The sequence below is a fragment of the Nocardiopsis sp. FIRDI 009 genome (assembly GCF_003386285.1).
In the GTDB taxonomy this organism is placed as follows: domain Bacteria; phylum Actinomycetota; class Actinomycetes; order Streptosporangiales; family Streptosporangiaceae; genus Nocardiopsis.
Genome location: NZ_QPNC01000035.1, coordinates 20,823 through 40,886, shown reverse-complemented (window position 1 = coordinate 40,886; position 20,064 = coordinate 20,823). Strand labels below are relative to the sequence as shown.

Below are 20,064 nucleotides of genomic sequence, written 5' to 3'. Positions count from 1 at the left end.
ACCGACACATCCGCTTCTTTCGGGTGGTATGGCGCGGCGGTAGCGTGAGGTGTCGCCGGGCGAAGGGCCACGAGCCCCACTCGGCGGACCGACGCGCGGCCGACTCCGCCCCGGCGGACCCGGGCCGCCAGCGTGCACGGGTGGGAAGCCGAGGTGGAACGACCAGCAGGAGGGGTTCGATGCCCGACGCGGCCAAGGAACTGGCTGAGGAACAACTCGACGAGATTCTCAGTGCCCTGTACCGCATGCGGGACGGCGACTTCAGCGTGCGCCTCCGCCAGCGCGGCAGCGGCACGATCAAGGAGATCGCCTCGGTCTTCAACGAGGTGGTCGACCACAGCGAGCAGCTCAGCAACGAACTGCAGCGCGTCGGCCAGGTCGTCCGCGACGAGGGCAGGCTGCACGAGCGCGTCGCGGTCAACCCCTCCCGCGGGGCGTGGGGCGAGAGCGCCCGCGCCCTCAACGACCTGCTCGACGAGGTCGCCGAACCCGTCACCGACGTCGCCCGCGTCCTCGACTCCGTCGCCGAGGGCCAGCTCAGCCGCCGCGCCTCCACCGAGGGCCGCCGGGGCGAGCTCAAGGGCGACCTGCTGCGCCTGGCCACCACCGTGAACCGCATGGCCGACCAGATGAGCGGCTTCACCGAGGAGGTCACCCGGGTGGCCCGTGAGGTGGGCACCGAGGGCAAGCTCGGCGGGAGCGCGCAGGTCGAGGGGGTCTCCGGAGCCTGGCGCGAGGTCACCGAGTCGGTCAACCAGATGGCCTCCCGCCTCACCAACCAGGTGCGCGACATCTCCGCCGTGACGACGGCGGTCGCGCGAGGCGATCTCAGCAAGAAGATCACCATCGACGTCCAGGGCGAGATGCTCGACCTCAAGGACACCGTGAACACGATGGTGGACCAGCTGTCCACGTTCGCGGACGAGGTGACCAGGGTGGCCCGTGAGGTGGGCACCGAGGGCAAGCTCGGCGGTCGCGCCAACGTGCGCGGGGTCCAGGGCATCTGGAAGGACCTCACCGAGAACGTCAACTCGATGGCGGACAACCTGACCAACCAGGTGCGCGACATCTCCCAGGTGACCACCGCCGTCGCCCGGGGCGAGCTGACGCGCAAGGTCGAGGTCGACGTGCAGGGTGAGATGCTGGCCCTGAAGAACACCGTGAACACCATGGTCGACCAGCTCGACTCGTTCGCCGACGAGGTCACGCGGGTGGCGCGCGAGGTCGGCACGGAGGGCAAGCTCGGCGGCCGGGCCAACGTCAAGGGCGTGTCGGGGATCTGGAAGGACCTGACCGACAACGTCAACTCGATGGCCAACAGCCTCACCTACCAGGTCCGCAACATCTCCCAGGTGACGACGGCGGTCGCCAAGGGTGACCTGAGCAAGAAGATCACCGTGGACGCCCAGGGCGAGATGCTCGACCTGAAGGACACCATCAACAAGATGGTCGACCAACTGGACTCCTTCGCCAGCGAGGTCACGCGGGTGGCGCGCGAGGTGGGCACCGAGGGCAAACTGGCCGGACAGGCCCACGTGCGCGACGTCTCCGGGGTCTGGAAGGACCTGACGGACAACGTCAACTCGATGGCCAACAACCTGACCTACCAGGTGCGGCAGATCTCGATGGTCACCCGCGCGGTCGCGGCGGGCGACCTGACCAAGAAGGTCACGGTCAACGCCAAGGGCGAGATCCTGGAGCTGAAGGACACCATCAACGTCATGGTGGACCAGCTCTCGGCCTTCGCCGACGAGGTGACCAGGGTGGCCCGTGAGGTGGGCACCGAGGGCAAGCTCGGCGGTCGCGCCGACGTCAAGGGCGTGTCGGGGATCTGGAAGGACCTCACCGAGAACGTCAACTCGATGTCGCACAACCTCACCACGCAGGTGCGCAACATCTCCGAGGTCACGACCGCCGTCGCCGCCGGTGACCTGACGAAGAAGATCGACGTCAACGCCCAGGGCGAGATCCTGGAGGTCAAGACGACCGTCAACACGATGGTCGACCAGCTCTCCGCGTTCGCCACGGAGGTCACCCGCGTCGCCCACGAGGTCGGCAGCCAGGGCCAGCTGGGCGGTCAGGCCAAGGTCGAGGGCGTCTCCGGCACCTGGAAGCAGCTCACCGACAGCGTCAACGGCCTGGCGGGCAACCTGACCACCCAGGTGCGGGCGATCGCCGAGGTCGCCAACGCCGTGGCCAAGGGCGACCTGACCCGCCGGATCCAGGTCGACACCCGCGGCGAGATGGAGGAGCTCAAGGACAACATCAACCTGATGGTGTCCAACCTGCGCGAGACCACCGCCACCCAGCAGGACGCCGACTGGCTCAAGTCCAACCTCAACCGCATCTCCGGCCACATCCAGGGCCACCGGGACCTGCACGAGCTGGCCCGCCTCATCATGACCGAGGTGACGCCGCTCCTGAACGCCCAGCACGGCGCCTGCTACCTGCCCGAGGAGCAGGGCGACCAGGACGTCTTCCGCCTCTACGCGGGGTTCGGGTTCTCCCCCGACGAGAGCCGCCGCCGCATCCGCAAGGGCGTCGGCCTGGCGGGCGAGGCCCTGGAACAGCAGATCGAACAGCAGGTCAGCAACATCCCGCCGGGCTACGTCACCGTCCAGTCCGGCCTCGGCCAGGCCGAACCCCGGTACCTGTACATCCTCCCGATCATCTCCGAGGAGCGCTCACTCGGCGTCATCGAGTTCGCCTCCTACGAGGAGTTCCGGGAGATCCACAAGAACTTCCTGCGCCAGCTGGTCGCCCTGCTCGGGACCACGATCAACACCATCCTGGCCAACAACCGCACCGAGTACCTCCTCGAACAGTCCCAGCAGCTCACCAGCCAGCTGCGCGAGCGTTCCAACGAGCTCCAGCGCCAGCAGGAGGAGCTGCGCGGCAAGAACGCCGAACTCCGCCAGAAGGCCACCCAGCTCGCCAACCAGAACCGGGCGATCGAACTCCAGAACCAGCAGATCCAGCGCTCCAGGAACGCCCTGGAGGAGCGCGCCCACCAGCTCCAGGTCTCCTCCAAGTACAAGTCGGAGTTCCTGGCGAACATGTCGCACGAGCTGCGCACACCGCTCAACAGCCTGCTGATCCTGGCCCGCCTGCTGGCCGACAACGCCGAGGAGAACCTCTCGCCCAAGCAGGTCGAGTTCGCGCAGACCATCCACAAGGCGGGCAGCGACCTGCTGCTGCTCATCGACGAGATCCTCGACCTGTCCAAGGTCGAGGCGGGTCGCGCCGAGGTCCAGCCCAGCGAGGTGTCCATCGCCCAGCTCGTCGACTACGTGGAGGCCACCTTCCGCCCGGTCACCGGGGAGCAGGGCCTGGCGTTCGCGGTGGACGTCTCACCCGACATCCCCAGCACCCTGTGGACCGACGAACAGCGCCTCCAGCAGATCCTGCGCAACCTGCTGTCCAACGCGGTGAAGTTCACGCCGCAGGGCGAGGTGCGCCTGCTCATCGAGCCCGCGTGGGCGCTGGAGGACGCCGACCTCGACATGTTCATGGAGGACGAGGAGGTCATCGCGTTCACCGTGGCCGACACCGGCATCGGGATCGCCGAGGACAAGCTCCAGGTGATCTTCGAGGCCTTCCACCAGGGTGACGGCGGAACGTCGCGGCGGTTCGGCGGCACCGGCCTGGGCCTGTCCATCAGCCGGAACTTCGCCCGGCTCCTGGGCGGTGAGATCCGCGTCCAGAGCGTGGCCAACCAGGGGTCGACCTTCACCCTCCTGCTCCCGGTGCGCCTGCCCGAGGACGCGGGCGAGCGCGGTGAGGAGACCACCGGTGTGGACACGGTTCCGGCGCTGGGGTCCGCCGGTACCCAGACTTCGCTCACCGACGGCGGGGGCGACGGCGAGTACGTCATGCCCGACGAGGACTTCGACGCGGCCCTGGCCGCCCTGACCGACATCGGCAACGAGCCGCTGCCCAGCGTCCCGGTGCTCAAGACCCCCGAACCCGCCGCCGAGAGCGAGCAGGAGTCCGACACCGGCGGTGAGCGCGCCGAGGCCCGGACCGACCCCGAACGGCGCGCCGTCCTCAGCGGACAGCGGGTCCTCATCGTCGACGACGACGTCCGCAACGTCTTCGCCCTCACCAGTGCCCTGGAGGCCCAGGGCCTGGAGGTCCTGTACGCCGACAACGGCCGTTCCGGCATCGCCATGCTGGAGGCCAACGAGGACATCTCCCTCGTCCTCATGGACGTGATGATGCCCGAGCTGGACGGCAACGCGACCACGCGGGCGATCCGGGAGATGCCCCAGTTCGAGGACCTGCCGATCATCTCCCTCACCGCCAAGGCGATGCAGGGCGACCGGGAGCGCAGCCTGGCGGCCGGCGCCACCGACTACGTCACCAAGCCGGTCGACCTCGACCACCTGCTGGACGTCATGCGGCGCTGGTTGACCGCCGACCCGTCGGAGACCGCCGCCGGAGCCGCCGCCGACACCAGCGGGTCCGGGGGCGGCGACGCGGCCGAACCCTCCAGAGGGCACAATGGCGCCACGGACGACGACACCCGCACCGGAGGCGGAGACCACCCGCACGGGGACGCCGACGGCGTCGGCACCGCCCCGACAGAGGACCTGGAGTAACGAGCAGTGACCCAGAAGGCCAACATCCTTCTCGTGGACGACCGAGAAGAGAACCTGATCGCGTTGGAGGCGGCCCTCACCTCCCTCGACCAGAACCTGGTCCGGGCGAGCTCAGGTGAGGAGGCGCTCAAGCACCTTCTGGGGACCGACTTCGCGGTCATCCTGCTCGACGTGGTCATGCCGGGCATGGACGGCTTCGAGACGGCCGCGCACATCAAGCAGCGCGACAAGACCAAGGACGTGCCGATCATCTTCCTGACCGCACAGGAGGTCGACCGGCACGAGGTCTTCCGCGGCTACGCCTCCCGCGCGGTGGACTACCTGCTCAAGCCGTTCGACCCGTGGGTCCTGCGCTCCAAGGTGGAGGTGTTCGTCGAACTCCACCAGCTCAAGGCGCAGATGCGCGAGCAGGCGCGCAGCCTGCAACGCGACCTCGGTCAGGAGACCGGCGAGCCCGGCCGGGTCCTGGCCGAGCGGCTCGCCCAACGCTCCCACCAGGTCCAGGGAGACCTGGCCGCGCTGCGGGAGCACATCATGGCCAACTACCAGGACACCGACCAGCCGCTGGTGGACGGGGTGCGGCGGATGGACCGTTCGGTGAGCCAGCTGTCCACACTGGTGGACACGTTGTACGGCCCGGAGTGACGGGCTGTGCCCGTGCGGCCTCGCGGACTCGGCCGGGGCTCGGGGCGTGGAGAACCGGGATTCTTCGTCGTCCCCTTCGCCTGGCTCGTTCCTCCCCGGCGGCTCGGCTCCTCCTGCGGAACCCCGTACGCCCCTCGCTCAGGGGGAGGGGCGCGGGGGGAGCGCCAGGCCGATGTGCTCGCCGATCTCCTCGATGAGGCCCAGGTCGGCGAGGCGGAAGCTGCCCCGGTTGCTGCGCCGTATCAGGGTCAGCGCGCCGCGCACCCCCCGGCTCCCGCGCAGCGGCACCGACAGCAGCGACCCCGCGCCCAGCGCCGCCAGCAGCGGCGCCCCCGACTCCGCGTACCCGAGGACGTCCTCCTCCTCGATCAGCGGGAACAGCTGCGACTGTCCGCTGCCGAGCACCTCGCCGGGGACGGCCGAGTCGCACGGCGCCGCCGCCACCTCCGCCCGCAGCTCCTCCGGTGCGTCGGGCGGCCCGGCCACCGCGGCGCGTCTGGCCGCGCGCGGGCCGGTGGGCAGGTCGCACACGTCCAGGATCACCCAGTCGGCGTAGGAGTCCGCCAGCAGTTCGGCGGCGTCCGCCAGGGCGAGCGGCTCACCCTTGCCGCCCGGCCCCGCACTGCGCAGCAGCAGCCGCGTCATCCGGGTCAGCACGTCCAACCGCCGGGCGGCCAGGACCACGACCTGGTCCTCCACCTCCGGCTCCAGCGGCGCCGGGCCCTCCTCCTCGGAACCGCTCATCGGCGGGGACATCGCGACCAGGACGAGGGGGTGCGCCTCCGTCGGCAGCTCCAACCGGGTCAGGGTCAGGTGCACGTCCTCCGCCCAGCCGCGCTGCGCCAGCCGCGACTCCAGCGAGGCGGTGCCGTCCCCGCGCAGGACCGAGGCCAACCACGACTGCATCGTCGCGCGCTTGCGCAGGTCGACGAAGTGGACGAAGGGTTTTCCGGTGAGGTAGCCGGGAGCGCTGCCCAGCCGCGCGGCCCCCGCGTTGTTGATCCGCCGGATGTAGCCGTCGTGGTCCAGCAGCACCACGGGCACGCTCAGCTCCGCGAACATCGCGCGCAGCAGGACGCGGTCGCCGTCGTCGCCCGACCGGCGCGGGCCGGGCTGTTCCGGGCGTGCCCGGCTGAGCAGTTCGTCCGCCTCGCCCAGCAGGCGTTCGGCGTACTCCAGTTCCGCCAGCGCCGCCTCGGCCGTGCTCTGGGCGTCGTCGGGGTACATGGCGTGGGTGCTGCCGAGGGCGGCCACGCGCTCTCCCAGAGCGGTGATCTCCCTGCGCAGCCCGGCGAGGTTGTCCGACACGCTCAGCTCTCCGGTCGTCGTTGATCGTGTCTTCGGTGGTGCCCGTCAGGTTGCCCCGACACCGTTGTCTCACACCGACGCTAACCGATGTGAGGTGCGGTGCCCGCCACGGTTACCGTTAGAGGCGGGCACGGTGGCGGAAGTGAGGTGGGACGGTGTGGATCGAACGCCTGGCCCGTGACATCGGGGCGCTGGGACAGACCGAGAACACCACCCTCGAACGCGCCCTGGACCAGATGAGCCGGGCCGCCGCGCTGGGCGTGCCCGGATGCTCCGCCGCACTGGTGGTGGTCTGGCGGGAGGTCGCGGGGCCCGACGGGTCCGCCCGGCACGTCGTCACCGACTACGGCGCCTCGCACGCCGACCTGTCCGAGGCGTTCGAGTACCAGTACACCAGTGACCAGGGACCCACGGTCGAGGCGGTGCGCGAGATGCGCCAGGTGCGGGTCGGCGACGTCCTGCGCGAACACCGCTGGCCCCGCTACACCAGCATGGCGGTGCAGTGCGGCGACCGCTCGTCCGTCACACAGCCCAGTCTCATCCCCGGGGACGAGGGCGAGGACGACCGCGTCGTGACCTTCGGCGTGCACTCCGGCCGGGCCGACGCCTTCGACGAGGACGTGGTCGTCCCCCTCACCGCCCTGCTCGCCGAGCACGCGGCGGTGGCCCTGCTCAGCGTGGGCCGCCAGGCCGACGTGGCCCGCGAGACCGCGCACATGCGCCGGGCGATGTCCGCTCGGACAGTGATCGACCAGGCCAAGGGCATCATCATGCACGCGCGTGCCTGCGACGCGGACACCGCCTTCTCGGCGCTGCGCGAGGTCGCCCAGCGCAACCGGATGAAGGTCGTGGACGTGGCACGCGACCTGGTCCGCGAGAACACGGGCACCCCGGCGCGGACACGGAGCCCGCGGTCGGACGGTCGGTGAACACGGAGCCAACCTCACACCGATGAGTCCGGAGCGTGACCGAAAACGGGGATGATGGGCTTCCGGGGCCGTCCCGGAACGACAAGGAGAGCCGAGAGTGACGTCAGACATCTCGATCCGTCGCGAGGATGGCGTCATCGTGGTCACCCCGGTGGGGGAGATGGACGCGGTGACCTCCCCAGCCCTGGCGGAGGTCCTCGACGGGGTCCTGTCCGAGGACCGGACCGGCGGGGTGGTGGTCGACCTCGCCAAGGTCGCCTTCTGCGACTCCCGCTGTATCGGTGTGCTCGTCGCCGCCTACCGGCACGCCCGCGACCGGGGCGTGGGCCTCGTGGTCGCCGAACCCCAGCAGCAGGTCCACCGCCTGTTCGTGATCGCCGGAATCGACCAGGTCATCCCGATCATGGCGAGCACCGGCGCCGCGGCGGACTCGCTCCGACCGTAGACCCTCCGTTCCGGCCCTCTGCCTCGCCGCGGACCGTGGTCGGGCACCCGAAGGCCGGGATCCTCGCCCGCCGGTGGCCCCGACCGCCCTCAGCCGAGGCCCTCGACCCGGGACTCCACCCGGTCGAGGAAGTGCAGCCGGACCAACGACCCCGCCGCGCTTCCGCTGATCTCCAGGAAGTCGCAGGTCTGCCGGGTGATCCACAGCCCGTAGCCGCGCGGACGCGTCCCGTCGGCCGGCCGGTAGCCGGTCAGCGGGTCGATGAGGCCGCCGTCCTCGTCGAAGACGTCGCACACCCACCGCCCCGGCGCGCGCCACAGCGTCACCGTGCCCTTGCCCGCTCCGTGCTCCAACACGTTGGCGGCCAGCTCGTTCACCGCCACGACCAGGTCGTCCACCCTCGCGTCCGGCCAGCCCGCCGCGTGCCCGAGGCCGGTGAGATCCCGGCGCAGCCGCGGCAGGGACTGCCCGATCTCCAACTGGTGGACGGGCCCCGTGACCGGAAGCGGTTCCGGTGCGGTCGGCCGGACCCCGAACGCCGCCGTCCCCAGGTACCCGCCGTTGGGGCGGGGGCCGTCGGGCCCCACCAGCACCGGGTGGGTGGCGCGTACCGCCGACCGCACGGGCGGGGCGAGGCCGCGCGAGTCGTGCACGCACAGCAACCGCAGCGGCATCGGGGCCAACGCGGTGGACAGTACGGACTCCAGGCGGAGCCACTCCCGCAGCTCCATCGCCGAGCCGTCGGTCAGCGGGGGCTCGGCGACCACGACCACGGGCGAGGGGTCGTGCATGAGCGCCAGCCGGTGCAGGAAGGCCAGGGTCCGTCCCGGCGCGGTGTAGAGTTCGGCGCGGTCGGTGACGTGCACCCGGGTCCGTTCCGGGTCGCTGAGGCCCTCGGTCAGCGCGGTCACACGGCGCGGGCTGACGGCGAGCACGGCGTGGGCGTTCTCGCGTACGGCGGAGCGCAACCGCTGCTGGGCCACCTCGTGGAACCTCTGCTCGCGGTGGAAGAGCAGTCCCTGGTGTTCGAAGGTCATCGGTGAGGGTTCGCGTTCGGGGGAGCGGCGCCCTGACGGGTGCGCCGTCGTCTGAGGTGTACCCACTCCGCGCCCGGCCCCCCGGGTGAGACGCCGGGGGACCGCTGGCGTGTGTGCGGAGGGAACGGGGACACGGTTCAGTGGGCGGCCGTCGACAGCAGGACGCCCTCGACCTCGTCCTCGTCGGCCTCCTCGTGCTCCGGCGTCTGGGGCAGGGAGCGCTGGTAGGCGATCTCGGTCTCCACGGCGATGCGCTGCCACGTGAACCGGGAACGGGCGCGGTCGGCGGCGGCGATGCCGTACGCCGAACTCATCGTCGGCGTGTTCAGGACGGCGCGCACGGCGCGGGCCACCTCGTCGGGGCGGCCGAACCGCATCAGGACGCCGCTGGTGCGGTGCAGCACCGCGCCGGGGACCGCGCCCGTGGCGGTGGCGACCACCGGCAGGCCGCACGCCATGGCCTCCACGACGGCCCCGCCGTAGGGGTCGTAGGAGGCCGCCGACACGTACACGTCCGCCGAGCGCAGCAGCCGGGGCAGCTCCTTGCGTTCCACGGGGCCGGTCAGGTGGACGCGGTCGTCCACGCCCGCCTCCTTGGCCAGCAGCTCGATGTCGCGGGCGTCCTCGTCCAGGGCCACGTCACGGTCCTTGGCGGTGGACACGATCAGGAGTTCGGCCTCGGGCAGCCGGGTCATCGCCTCGACGAGCCGGTCGGCGCCGCCGGGCCCGGACAGGGACGTGACCGAGACCAGCCGGGGCCGCTCCTCGCGACGGGTCTGCCAGGGTTCGGAGGAGGCGCTGCCCTCCACGCTGAAGTGGTCGGTGTCCACGCCGAACGGGACGACGCTGACATGGTGGCGGGGCACGCCGAGCCGGGCCAGCTCGCCCTGCTGGTCGGTCGAGTTGACCAGGACGTGGTCGGCGCGCGACGCCAGGATCGTCTCCATGCGGGCGCGTTCGGGCCGGTCGGCCAGACCGGAGCGCTGCTCGCTGGCGTTGAGCGAGTGGAAGGTCTGGACGATCGGGGTGTCGCTCTGGTCCCGGTCGCTGTGCGCCTGGGCGTGCAGGGCGGCCAGCCCGCTGGTCCACCCGACGGCGTGGAGGACGTCCGGGACGTCCTCGTCGAGGGCGGCGGCGAGGGCGGTCCCGAAGGCTCCGGTGTGCTCGGTCTCCTCGTCACCGGCGAGGGACCGGGCCGGTCCCGCGTCGAGGTAGACGACGGACACCCCGCGCGACATCCGGGTGCGGCCGTCGGGCTGGTCGGGGTCGCTTCGGCGCGAGTACACCGTGACCTTGTGGCCGCGTTTGGCGAGCTGCCGGGACACGGCGCAGGCGTGCAGGCTCGCTGGGCAGGCCGGTTCCCCCCGGTGGGCGGGGAGGGGATTGGCGTGTTCGGCGACCATGGCGATCTTCACTGATCTGGACTCCTTGGACAAAGAGAGGGTGTCCGTCGTGGATGGGCCCGAGGGGACTCCGGAGCGGGGTCGGAGCCACCCGGGAGGGAGAGGTGGTCGACGGGCCGTCCTTCGGGCCCGTCCTGGAGCGGAGCGCGTCGGCGGGGCCGGGCGCGTCAGGGAGCGGTGGGGCGGTCGCGTGACGCGGGCGGGGGCCTGCGGGCAGCACTCATCACCGCGCGCACGGAGGGCACACGGGAGCCAGGCGGTGGAGAGGAAGGAAGAAGGGAGGGCAGACGCACGGGAACCACACCAAACGACCGGTAGGGAGAGCGAGCCACCGTGCGAACCCGGATTCGGGTCAACGCTCGGGGCGGGGCCGTGTGTGTCTGCGTCTTAGACACCCAACGGCACCCATTCTGCCAGACGGTCAGGTGAGTCACAACGTGACAGGGGGTCCCTGACCGCGCCAAAGGGGGCTTCGGGGCTGCCCGTAACCCCGGAGGGGCTCTCTGTACTGTGGCTTCCCGTTCTCGTCCGATCCCCACTGTCGCGGTGGGGGCCGCGCCGCTACTGTCGGACAGGAACAACAGGACTGGACCTCGCTCACCACCGGCTCATCGGCCACGACACTTTCGGCGGCGACAATCCGCGTGGGAACTGCGTATCCGGGTGTTTTCCGCCATGATGTACGCGGATTTTGACCGTCTCCGCCGGTACCTCGGTACGGTTACAGAATCCACACGTTGAACGGGACTCGAGCAACGTCCGGCGCCGTGCGCCGGGCAACCGGCCACGGCCGACGAAACGGAGGAAGGGCGTATGGGTGTCGCTGGTGGGGAAGTCATTGTCACGGCCCTCACGCACCGGGGCGCTGTCCGTCCCGCCAACGAGGACTCCGTCGTCATGGGTGCGCTCACCGTCGCCAGCGCCAATATGACCTCGCCGGTCCGCTGCGTTCTGCCGGTGAGCGAGCCCGTCATCCTCGCGGTCGCCGACGGGATCGGCGGCCAGGCCGCGGGTGAGATCGCCTCCGAACACGCCGTGCACCGCATGGCCGAGGTCGGGCCACGGCTCAAGGGCCCGGACGAGATCGCCCAGTTGCTGACCAACATCGACGAGGAGATCAAGGACCACGCGACCCAGCACACCGAGTTCTCCGGCATGGGGACCACGGTCGCCGGTGTCCTGCTCAACAACGACGGCAACTTCTGGTTCAACGTCGGTGACTCGCGGACCTACCGCCTGGAGGGGCGCCACCTGCGCCAACTCTCCGAGGACGACTCGCCCGCGCTCCCGCCCTCCGAGGACGGCCGTCCGGTCACCACCAACTTCATCACCCAGTCCCTCGGCGGCAGCGCGGGCGGCGCGATGGTCCCGCACGTGGGTCGGGACGAGGGTGCCGACCCCAGCGCCTGGCTCATGTGCAGCGACGGTCTGTCCGATCTGGTCCTCCCGGAGGAGATGGAACGGATGATCGCCGAGGCGGGCAGTGACGAGGCCGCCGTGCACGCGCTCTGGCAGGCCGCGATGGAGGCGGGCGGCAAGGACAACATCAGCATCCTGCTCGCGCGTCGCAGGTGACCGGCGGTCCAGTGCGAGAACGACGGTGGGGCCCGGACGCGATGTCCGGGCCCCACCGTCGTGTTCCGGGCCTCCGCCGGGCCCGGGGCCGCGGTGCCCGATCCCGCCGCCGGGTCAGCCCTGGTCGCCGCGCGACCTGGAGCGCAGCAGCACCGCCAACAGGACGATCGCTCCGAGGGCGATGACCGCTGCGGCGACGGCGCCCACGATCACGATCGTGGTCGCCGACGAGCCGTCGGACTCGGCCGCCGCCTCGTCGGCCGCGATCGAGGTCTCCTCCGCGGGGCCGGTCGGCTCGTCACCGCTCTCGGCGCCCTCGTCGGCGCTCTCCGCGGTCGGGTCAGCCGCCGGCGCCGCCTCGGCTGCGGCCTCCTCGGTCAGGGTGAAGGTGAGCGTGTCCTGGATGGGGTGGCCGTCGGAGGAGACGACCCGGAACCCGATCGTGTACTCGCCCGCCTGGTCCAGAGGGAGCAGGCCCGTGGTCACGTCCAGCTCGTCGAACCCCAGGGGCTCGTCGTCCTGGTACTGCTCGCCGTCGGGGCCGGTGACGATGATGTCGCTCGCGCTGTCCGAGGCCATCGGGGCGTTGTTGAAGGTCAGCACGATCTCCTCGGGCGCGGCGTCCAGGGTGGCGCCGTCCTCCGGCGAGGATCCGGTGAGCACGTCGTGGGCGAGGGCGGGCGCGGGGGCCAGCGCCAGCCCGGCCGCGGTCAGCGCGGCCGCGGCGATCAGGCGGGGGAGGCGGCGAGGTGCCGTGCCGTCGTGGGTGTTCGTGGTCTCGGTGGACGCCATCTCTTCTCCCAGTGCTCGGGGTCGGTACGCGCACCGGCGGAGAAGGCCGGGTCGCACGTGTTCGAAACTAGGGCATGTTCCGCACACACCCTGGGCGTGTTCTGCGGATCCCCGCCCGGCCGCGCGACCCTCGGCACGACCCCCGCGGTGCTCTCCCCACGTAGTCGACCGCATCCTCGGGCGAGTTCCCTCTCCGTCCTTGCGGTGACCGTGTCGGGGGCGCTGTCGCGGGCCCGGAAGGGCCGGGTACGCGGTAAAAAGGGGGCCGCCGGGTGCGATCCCCCTCGCACCCGACGACCCCCGCCATCGCCTCAGGAGGCCGGGACCAACTCGCGCCGCATGTAGCGACGCTGCTCCGGGGTCGTACCGCCCCAGACGCCGTGGGCCTCTCCGGCTCGCAGGGCCCACCGCAGGCACTCTTGGCGAACAGTACAGCTGCGGCAGACGGCGACGGCCCGCTCGGTGTCGGCGCGCCCGATCCCGGTGCTGCTCACCGGGAAGAAGATCTCCGGGTCATGGGAACGGCAGTTCCCCTGCTCGACCCAGTCCTCGCTCTCGTGGTAAAGGCGGTTCACGTGCGCCTCCGATCCGTGGCTGCGATCCGTGGTCAGTGGCCGCACCGTGGGTCGCACGGCGGGCGAGTCCTCGTCCTCACCACGGCTGTCGGGTTCTCGACCCCTCTGGTCTGCGGCGAAGCGATGCGACTAAGTGTAGTACGACCTGATGTAGTACTACACGGAGTCTGGTGGAAAGTCGGCGAGACATCAAGGGTGTCGAGCGGTCGCGTCGGCGCGGCGGGGTGTGCGCCGGGGTGGCGCGGGCGGGGCGCCGGAGGGGTGTCGGGCGGCGACGCGGAGGGGAAGTCCCTGTCCAGGGCCGGTTTTCGGGGGAGTCGGCGCGCGGTTCCGGGGCGGGGGGTGCGCGCCGGAGGCGTTATGTCGCGAGGTTTCCACCGAATTGATGTGACTTAACGCACTGTTAATATTGCTTGATGAGGCTCTATGTTTGACCCTGAGTGCTGCCCGCCACACGGAGTGGGCCGAGTGGGCGCACATCGGGTCCCACCCCCGGCCGGAGGGTCGAAGTCCCAGATGGGCGGGGGGCTCGCGGGTGCCGGGCAGCCCGCTCTCCCTTCCGCGAAAGCCCTGGTCAGGGCGGTTGTATGCTGATAAATGAACGAACCATACCCGATGTTGATCTGATGAAACATCTAGGCGGAGTCTCTCTGAAACGTCATTGACATTCGTTCGCTAAATTCGATCGACGTGCCACATCTACGAACGAACCTCCAAGCACACGACCGAACTGACGGCGGGGCCACCGGCTCCGGCACCACAGGGGCCGTGAGCCGTGGGGACGTGCGTCTGACGCACCCCACCGCGGAGGACGGGCCGCGCATGTGGCGGCTGGCGGGGGAGGCGGGGATGGACGTCAACTCCCCGTACGCCTACACGCTCTGGTGCCGTGACTTCGCGAAGACCAGTGTCATCGGCTACGACGACGCCGGTCGTCTCGCCAGCTACGTCACCGGATACGTGCGACCCGACAGCCCTGACACGTACTTCCTCTGGCAGGTCGCCGTGGACTCCGCCTTCCGCGGACAGCGGCTGGCCCGCCGGATGCTCGACTTCGTCGGCGACGGGTTCGCCGACATGGGACTGCGTTATCTCGAAGCGACCGTCACACCCGACAACACCGCCTCACGCGCGCTGTTCGCCTCGTTCGCCCGGGACCGGGACGCGGAGATCGAGTGGAGTCCTCTGTTCACCGGAGAGCACTTCCCGCAGGAGGGCGGGGCTCCCCACGAACCCGAGGAACTCGTGCGTATCGGCCCCTTCGGGGAGGGGACGAGTCAAGAGCGTGCCTGACCGTCCGCACCGGATCGACCGATCCTGAACCACCCCGTCGTCACAGCCCTGAGCCCACGAACCTGGGGAAAGGAACCAAGGAACCCACGATGGAGACCTTCCAGCGCCTCGAGTCCGAAGTCCGCGGATACTGCCGGAACTGGCCGGTCGTCTTCGACAAGGCCCTCGGAAGCCACGTCTACGACGAGAACGGCCGGCCCTACCTGGACTTCTTCGCCGGGGCCGGGTCCCTCAACTACGGGCACAACAACCCGGAGTTGAAGAGCTCGCTCATCGAGTACCTGACCGACGACCGGATCGTGCACAGCCTCGATGCCTACAGTGTCGCGAAACGGGAGTTTCTGGAAACCTTCGAGGAGATCATCCTCAAACCCCGGGGCCTGGACTACAAGGTCCAGTTCCCCGGCCCCGCCGGCAACAACGCGGTCGAGGCCGCGCTGAAGCTGGCCCGCAAGTACACCGGTCGCCAGACCATCGTCAACTTCACCAACGGCTTCCACGGCATGACCCTGGGCGCCCTCGCGGTGACCGGCAACTCCATGAAGCGCGGCGGCGCCGGAGTCCCGCTGGACCACGTCGCCACCATGCCGTTCGACAACTACCTCGACGGCCAGACGCCGGACTTCCTCTGGCTGCGCAGCCTGCTGGAGGACAGCGGCAGCGGCCTCGACAAGCCCGCCGCGGTCATCGTCGAGACCGTCCAGGGCGAGGGCGGCATCAACGCCGCCAGCGCCGGCTGGCTGCGGGGACTGTCCGAGCTGTGCCGCGAGTACGACATCCTCATGATCGTCGACGACATCCAGATGGGCTGCGGCCGCACCGGCGACTTCTTCAGCTTCGAGGAGGCCGGGATCACCCCGGACATCGTCACGCTGTCGAAGTCCATCAGCGGTTACGGTCTGCCGATGGCGCTCACGCTGTTCAAGCGCGAGCTGGACGTGTGGGGCCCGGGCGAGCACAACGGCACGTTCCGCGGCTTCAACCCGGCCATGGTCACCGGCACCGAGACGCTGCGCCGCTACTGGAGTGACGACTCCTTCGCCCGCGCCACCAAGGCCAAGGGCGACATGGTCGCCGCCCGCCTGACGGAGATCGCGGGCGAGTTCCCGCAGGTCGGCGCGCACGTGCGCGGCCGCGGCCTGGCCCGCGGTCTGGGCTTCGAGGACACCTCGATCGCCAAGCGGGTCGCCGCCGAGTCCTTCGAGCGCGGTCTGCTCCTGGAGACCTCCGGTCCCGAGGACGAGGTCGCCAAGCTCCTTCCCGCGCTCACCACGACCGAGGAGGAGCTGACCGCGGGGCTCGACATCATGGCCGACGCCACCCGCGCGGCCGTGAAGGTCGCCCAACCGGTGTAGTACCCGCCCTCTGCGGGGCGAACGGTCACGGGGGCGGTCGGCCTCCCCGATTCGGGAAGTCGACCGGCCCCCGACCGTGTTCAATGGACCAGACAGCGACGGCGCAGGAGCGCGTTAAGGAGAATGCAGTGATCGTTCGCAGCGTGGATGACGTCAACGACACCGACCGCGACGTCAAGCACGGCAACTGGCGCAGCCGCCGGATGATTCTGGCGAAGGAGGGCGTCGGCTTCTCCTTCCACGAGACCGTCCTCTACGCGGGCACCGAGACCACGATGTGGTACGCCAACCACGTCGAACTCGTGCACTGCATCGAGGGCGAGGCCGAGCTCACCAACGAGGAGACCGGGGAGAAGTACACCATCACCCCGGGCACCCTCTACCTGCTCGACGGTCACGAGAAGCACACGCTCCGCATCAAGGAGGACTTCCGTGTGCTGTGCGTGTTCAACCCGCCGGTGACCGGGCGCGAGGTGCACGATGAGAACGGCGTGTACCCGCTCATCGTCGAGGAGCCGGAGTCGGAGGGCACCCCGGTCTCCTGACGACCGAACGTGAACACGTGGGCGGGGTCCGTGGTTTCGGGCCCCGCCCACAGTCGTGTGCGGCACCGGGTCCCCTGGGTGACCGGATTTCGCACCCAGGGTCACAAGTCACAGGTGACCCAGCATGAACACCTCTCCGGGGTGTTCATCGCGCGGCCGATTGCTCATAACCAGTGCATAACGGACTAAACCTGCTTCGTTACTGGCGGGCGGGCCCGGGGAGGGAGAAACCCGTATCTGCGCCGTCGGTCCGTGTCCCGGTCGGCGGCCGGATCCCGCGGAGTGACTCGGCCGCGGACACCAGCCCGCACAGGCGTCCCCATCCGAACGCGCGGTGCCGTCGTCCCCTGGACGCGGCGCCGCTCTCAGTTACACGAGGAGCAGTCGTGAAGAAGCAGGTATCAGCGGTCACCCGAGGAGCCCTGGGTCGCCGGGACGCATTCCGTCTGGGTGGCGTCGGACTGGCCGTGGCCGGACTCGCCGCCTGCAGCCGCGTCGAGAACGGCGGTGGCACGGAAGGGGGTACCTCGACCCTGGAGCAGCTGCGCGAGCAGGGCTTCGTCCGGATCGGCCTGGCCAACGAGATCCCCTTCGGCTTCATCGACGACTCCGGGGAGCCCGCCGGACAGTCCCCGGCCGTGGCCGCGGCGGTCTTCGAGGAGCTGGGCGTGCCCGAGGTCCAGGCATCCCCGGTCGCGTGGGACGGCCTGATCCCCGGTTTGCAGGCCAACCGCTTCGACGTCATCGCCGCGGGTATGTTCATCACCCCGGAGCGCTGCGAGCAGGTCGCCTTCAGCGAGCCGACCGCGACCTCGCCGGAGGCCTTCCTCGTGAAGGAGGGCAACCCCGAGGACATCTCGCACTTCACCTCGTTCGTGGACAACTCCGACCTGAAGCTGGCGGTCCTCAACGGGTCCGTGGAGCAGACCTACGCGGAGCACTTCGGGATTCCCGAGGACCAGTTGGAGCTGATCTCCAACCAGACCGCCGGGTACGAGCTGCTGGAGTCCGGCCGGGTCGACGCGGTCTCCATGCTGAGCGTGTCCCACACCTACCTGCTGCTCGACCGCGGCGGCCCCTTCGAGGTCACCGAGGCGTTCTTCCCCGAGATCGACGGGAAGGAACAGCGCGGTTGGGGCGGTCTGGCCATGCGCCAGGAGGACACCGAGCTCCTGGCGGAGGTCAACCGCGTGATCGGCGAGTTCAAGGAGAGCAACCGCCTTCTGGAGCTGGGCGAGGAGTGGGGCTTCACCGAGGCCGACCTGCCCGACGACACCACGACCGCCGAACTCTGCGAGGGTTGATACCGCCGTGCAGTTCCTGATCGAGCGGCTTCCGCTCTATCTCGACGGCGCGTGGGTCACGATCCAGCTCACCCTCGGCGGCAGCGCCCTGGCCTTCGTCCTGGCTATGGCCTTCGGCATCCTGGGCACCATCAACCACTGGTTGCCCAGGGCCGTGGCCACGGTCTACGTCGAGGTGTTCCGGGGCGTCGCCGCCCTCGTGCTGATGTTCTGGATGGCGTTCGCGCTGCCGCTCATCACCGGCTTCCAGCTGGAGGACCGGTTCGCCGCCATTCTCGCCGTGGGGCTCAACGTCGGGGCCTACGGCGCCGAGGTGGTCCGCGCGGCGATCAACGCCGTGCCCAAGGCGCAGGTGGAGGCCACCGTCGCGCTGAACCTGTCCTGGTTCCAGCGCCTGCGGCTGGTCGTCCTGCCGCAGGCCTGGGCGCAGATGCTGCCCACGTTCGGCAACCTGATCATCGAGCTGATGAAGGCGACCGCCGTGGCCTACCTCATCGGCGTCGTCGACCTGACCGCCGTCGCGCAGCAGATGCGCCAGGCCACCGGTGAGACGATCGTGGCCTTCTTTGGCGCCCTTCTCTTCTACTTCCTGATCGCGCAGGTGCTGATCTTCGGCATGCGTCTCCTCGAACGTCGCGCCAACCGCAAGCTCGGCCGGACACCGCCCGGCGGCACCGGTCTGAAGGCGCTCCTGAAGCACCCGGCCGTCTCCGGTTCCGGGGGTGCGGGCATATGATCTGGGATTTCGAGTTCACCGTCGAGGCCATGCCCGACCTGCTGTCCGGGCTGTGGGTCACCGTTCAGGTCACGATCCTGGGCTATCTCATCGCGCTCTCCCTCGGCCTGCTGATCGCCGTCGTCCGCCGTGTCCGCGTGGTCGGTCCCCTCGTGCACGGGGTCATGGAGTTCATCCGGACGACCCCCCTCGTGGTCCAGTTGGTCTTCGTCTTCCTGCTGACCCCCTCCGTCATCTCCGGGATGACCGTCGGCATCGTCGTGCTGGGCGTGCACTACTCCGCCTACACCGCCGAGGTCTACCGCTCGGGTATCGAGGGGGTGGCCAAGGGGCAGTGGGAGGCGGCCCGCGCGCTGAGCCTGCCCGCGAGCCGGACCTGGGGCGCGATCGTGCTGCCACAGGCCATCCGCAAGGTCATCCCGGCGCTGGGCAACTACCTGATCGCGATGTTCAAGGACACACCGCTGCTCCTGGCGATCGGTGTGGCCGAACTGCTCACCCAGGCCAGGAGGATCGGCAGTGCCAGCTTCCAGGTCGTGGAGGCCTACACCCTGGTCGGTTTCCTCTTCCTCGCGGTGAGCATCCCCTCCGCGATTCTGATTCGACGACTGGAGCGACGCTATGCCGCCGTCTGACACCCCGTCCGCAGAAACACCCCAGGGGGGCTCGGGGCAGCCGCAGATCGTCTTCGACCAGGTGGTCAAGCGGTTCGGGGACCTCACCGTCCTCGACCACCTCGACTTCTCGGTCGAACCCGGCGAGCGGGTCACGCTCATCGGCCCCAGTGGTTCGGGCAAGACGACCATCCTGCGCCTCCTCATGACCCTGGAGAAGGTCACCGAGGGCCACATCCACGTGGCCGGGGAGCCGTTCAGCCACATGCGGCGGGGCGGCCACCTGGTCCCCGCCAGCGAGAGCTACCTGCGGCGCCGACGCAGGAGCATCGGCATGGTGTTCCAGCAGTTCAACCTGTTCCCCAACATGACGGTGCGCAAGAACGTCATCGAGGCGCCCGTGCACGTCCTCGGCCTGTCCAAGGACGAGGCGAACCAGCGGGCGGAGGAGCTGCTGGACCTGGTCGGCCTCGGCGACAAGATCGACGCCCACCCGACGCAGCTGTCCGGCGGCCAGCAGCAGCGCGTGGCCATCGCCCGCGCGCTGGCGATGCGCCCCGACATCCTGCTGTTGGACGAGGTCACCTCCGCCCTCGACCCGGAGCTGGTGGCGGGGGTCCTGGACGTGCTGCGCCAGGTCGCCGAGACCACGGACATCACGATGCTGTGCGTGACCCACGAGATGGGCTTCGCGCGCGACGTGTCGCACCGCGTCCTGATGTTCGACAAGGGCCAGATCGCCGAGGAGGGTCCGCCGGAGCAGATCTTCGAGGACCCGCGCGAGGACCGGACCAAGTCCTTCCTGCGGTCGGTGCTCGACAACGGGTTCTGAGGGCCCGACCGGCCCGACCCGGCCCCGGTCACCCCGACGGGGGCCGGCGGGGTTCCGGTGGTCGGTGCGTCGGCC

17 protein-coding genes are annotated in these 20,064 nt (G+C 70.0%); 12 read left to right on the top strand and 5 right to left on the bottom strand.

Annotated features, from left to right (window positions below; all coding sequences use genetic code 11):
• Positions 1-179: 179 nt before the first annotated feature.
• Both DVR05_RS24255 and DVR05_RS24250 read left to right on the top strand, forming a co-directional pair.
• The gene (locus DVR05_RS24255) at positions 180-4,601 is read left to right on the top strand and encodes a HAMP domain-containing protein (RefSeq protein WP_116248226.1); all 4,422 of its coding nucleotides are present in this window, start codon (positions 180-182) and stop codon (positions 4,599-4,601) included.
• A gap of 6 nt (positions 4,602-4,607) precedes the next feature.
• On the top strand, positions 4,608-5,246 hold the full coding sequence (locus DVR05_RS24250) for a two-component system response regulator (protein WP_116248225.1): 639 nt from the start codon (positions 4,608-4,610) through the stop codon (positions 5,244-5,246).
• Positions 5,247-5,384: 138 nt separating this feature from the next.
• Here the strand turns inward: DVR05_RS24250 and DVR05_RS24245 are convergent, their stop codons facing one another.
• Positions 5,385-6,554, bottom strand: coding sequence for a GAF domain-containing protein (locus DVR05_RS24245; protein ID WP_116248224.1), 1,170 nt, complete (start codon positions 6,552-6,554; stop codon positions 5,385-5,387).
• 155 nt (positions 6,555-6,709) lie between these two features.
• Here DVR05_RS24245 and DVR05_RS24240 point away from each other — a divergent pair, with 155 nt between their 5' ends.
• Positions 6,710-7,483 (top strand): ANTAR domain-containing response regulator, encoded by a 774-nt coding sequence (locus tag DVR05_RS24240; RefSeq protein ID WP_116248223.1) that lies wholly within the window; start codon positions 6,710-6,712, stop codon positions 7,481-7,483.
• Positions 7,484-7,580: 97 nt separating this feature from the next.
• Positions 7,581-7,928: an STAS domain-containing protein gene (locus tag DVR05_RS24235; RefSeq protein ID WP_116248222.1), complete on the top strand. Its 348-nt coding sequence runs from the start codon at positions 7,581-7,583 to the stop codon at positions 7,926-7,928.
• A gap of 89 nt (positions 7,929-8,017) precedes the next feature.
• Here DVR05_RS24235 and DVR05_RS24230 read toward each other — a convergent pair whose 3' ends face one another.
• Both DVR05_RS24230 and DVR05_RS24225 read right to left on the bottom strand, forming a co-directional pair.
• Positions 8,018-8,965: an anti-sigma factor RsbA family regulatory protein gene (locus DVR05_RS24230; RefSeq protein WP_116248221.1), complete on the bottom strand. Its 948-nt coding sequence runs from the start codon at positions 8,963-8,965 to the stop codon at positions 8,018-8,020.
• Positions 8,966-9,102: 137 nt separating this feature from the next.
• Positions 9,103-10,380 (bottom strand): glycosyltransferase, encoded by a 1,278-nt coding sequence (locus DVR05_RS24225; protein WP_116248220.1) that lies wholly within the window; start codon positions 10,378-10,380, stop codon positions 9,103-9,105.
• 801 nt (positions 10,381-11,181) lie between these two features.
• Between DVR05_RS24225 and DVR05_RS24220 the strand changes: the two genes are divergently transcribed.
• Entirely contained in the window at positions 11,182-11,943 is a 762-nt protein-coding gene (locus tag DVR05_RS24220; RefSeq protein ID WP_116248219.1) for a PP2C family serine/threonine-protein phosphatase, read from the top strand.
• Between the two features lie 114 nt (positions 11,944-12,057).
• On the opposite strand, the gene DVR05_RS24215 is transcribed toward DVR05_RS24220, so the two are convergent.
• Entirely contained in the window at positions 12,058-12,735 is a 678-nt protein-coding gene (locus DVR05_RS24215) for a copper resistance CopC family protein (RefSeq protein ID WP_116248218.1), read from the bottom strand.
• Between the two features lie 311 nt (positions 12,736-13,046).
• A complete protein-coding gene (locus DVR05_RS24210) occupies positions 13,047-13,310 on the bottom strand; it encodes a WhiB family transcriptional regulator (RefSeq protein ID WP_116248217.1) in 264 nt (87 codons plus the stop codon).
• Positions 13,311-14,078: 768 nt separating this feature from the next.
• Between DVR05_RS24210 and ectA the strand changes: the two genes are divergently transcribed.
• The 7 genes from ectA to ehuA all read left to right on the top strand — a co-directional run bounded on the left by ectA (position 14,079) and on the right by ehuA (position 19,989).
• The gene (ectA, locus tag DVR05_RS24205; RefSeq protein WP_255423121.1) at positions 14,079-14,603 is read left to right on the top strand and encodes a diaminobutyrate acetyltransferase; all 525 of its coding nucleotides are present in this window, start codon (positions 14,079-14,081) and stop codon (positions 14,601-14,603) included.
• Between the two features lie 89 nt (positions 14,604-14,692).
• The gene (ectB, locus tag DVR05_RS24200; protein WP_116248215.1) at positions 14,693-15,958 is read left to right on the top strand and encodes a diaminobutyrate--2-oxoglutarate transaminase; all 1,266 of its coding nucleotides are present in this window, start codon (positions 14,693-14,695) and stop codon (positions 15,956-15,958) included.
• 128 nt (positions 15,959-16,086) lie between these two features.
• Positions 16,087-16,503, top strand: coding sequence for an ectoine synthase (locus DVR05_RS24195; protein ID WP_116248214.1), 417 nt, complete (start codon positions 16,087-16,089; stop codon positions 16,501-16,503).
• 467 nt (positions 16,504-16,970) lie between these two features.
• A complete protein-coding gene (gene ehuB, locus DVR05_RS24190; protein WP_116248287.1) occupies positions 16,971-17,807 on the top strand; it encodes an ectoine/hydroxyectoine ABC transporter substrate-binding protein EhuB in 837 nt (278 codons plus the stop codon).
• A 7-nt stretch (positions 17,808-17,814) separates the two neighbouring features.
• On the top strand, positions 17,815-18,543 hold the full coding sequence (gene ehuC / locus DVR05_RS24185) for an ectoine/hydroxyectoine ABC transporter permease subunit EhuC (RefSeq protein WP_116248213.1): 729 nt from the start codon (positions 17,815-17,817) through the stop codon (positions 18,541-18,543).
• Positions 18,540-19,178, top strand: coding sequence for an ectoine/hydroxyectoine ABC transporter permease subunit EhuD (gene ehuD / locus DVR05_RS24180; RefSeq protein WP_116248212.1), 639 nt, complete (start codon positions 18,540-18,542; stop codon positions 19,176-19,178). Before ehuC ends, ehuD begins: the two co-directional genes overlap by 4 nt.
• Positions 19,165-19,989, top strand: a complete 825-nt coding sequence (gene ehuA, locus DVR05_RS24175; RefSeq protein WP_116248211.1) for an ectoine/hydroxyectoine ABC transporter ATP-binding protein EhuA — start codon at positions 19,165-19,167, stop codon at positions 19,987-19,989. The genes ehuD and ehuA overlap by 14 nt, the downstream gene beginning before the upstream one ends.
• The last annotated feature ends 75 nt before the right edge of the window (positions 19,990-20,064 follow it).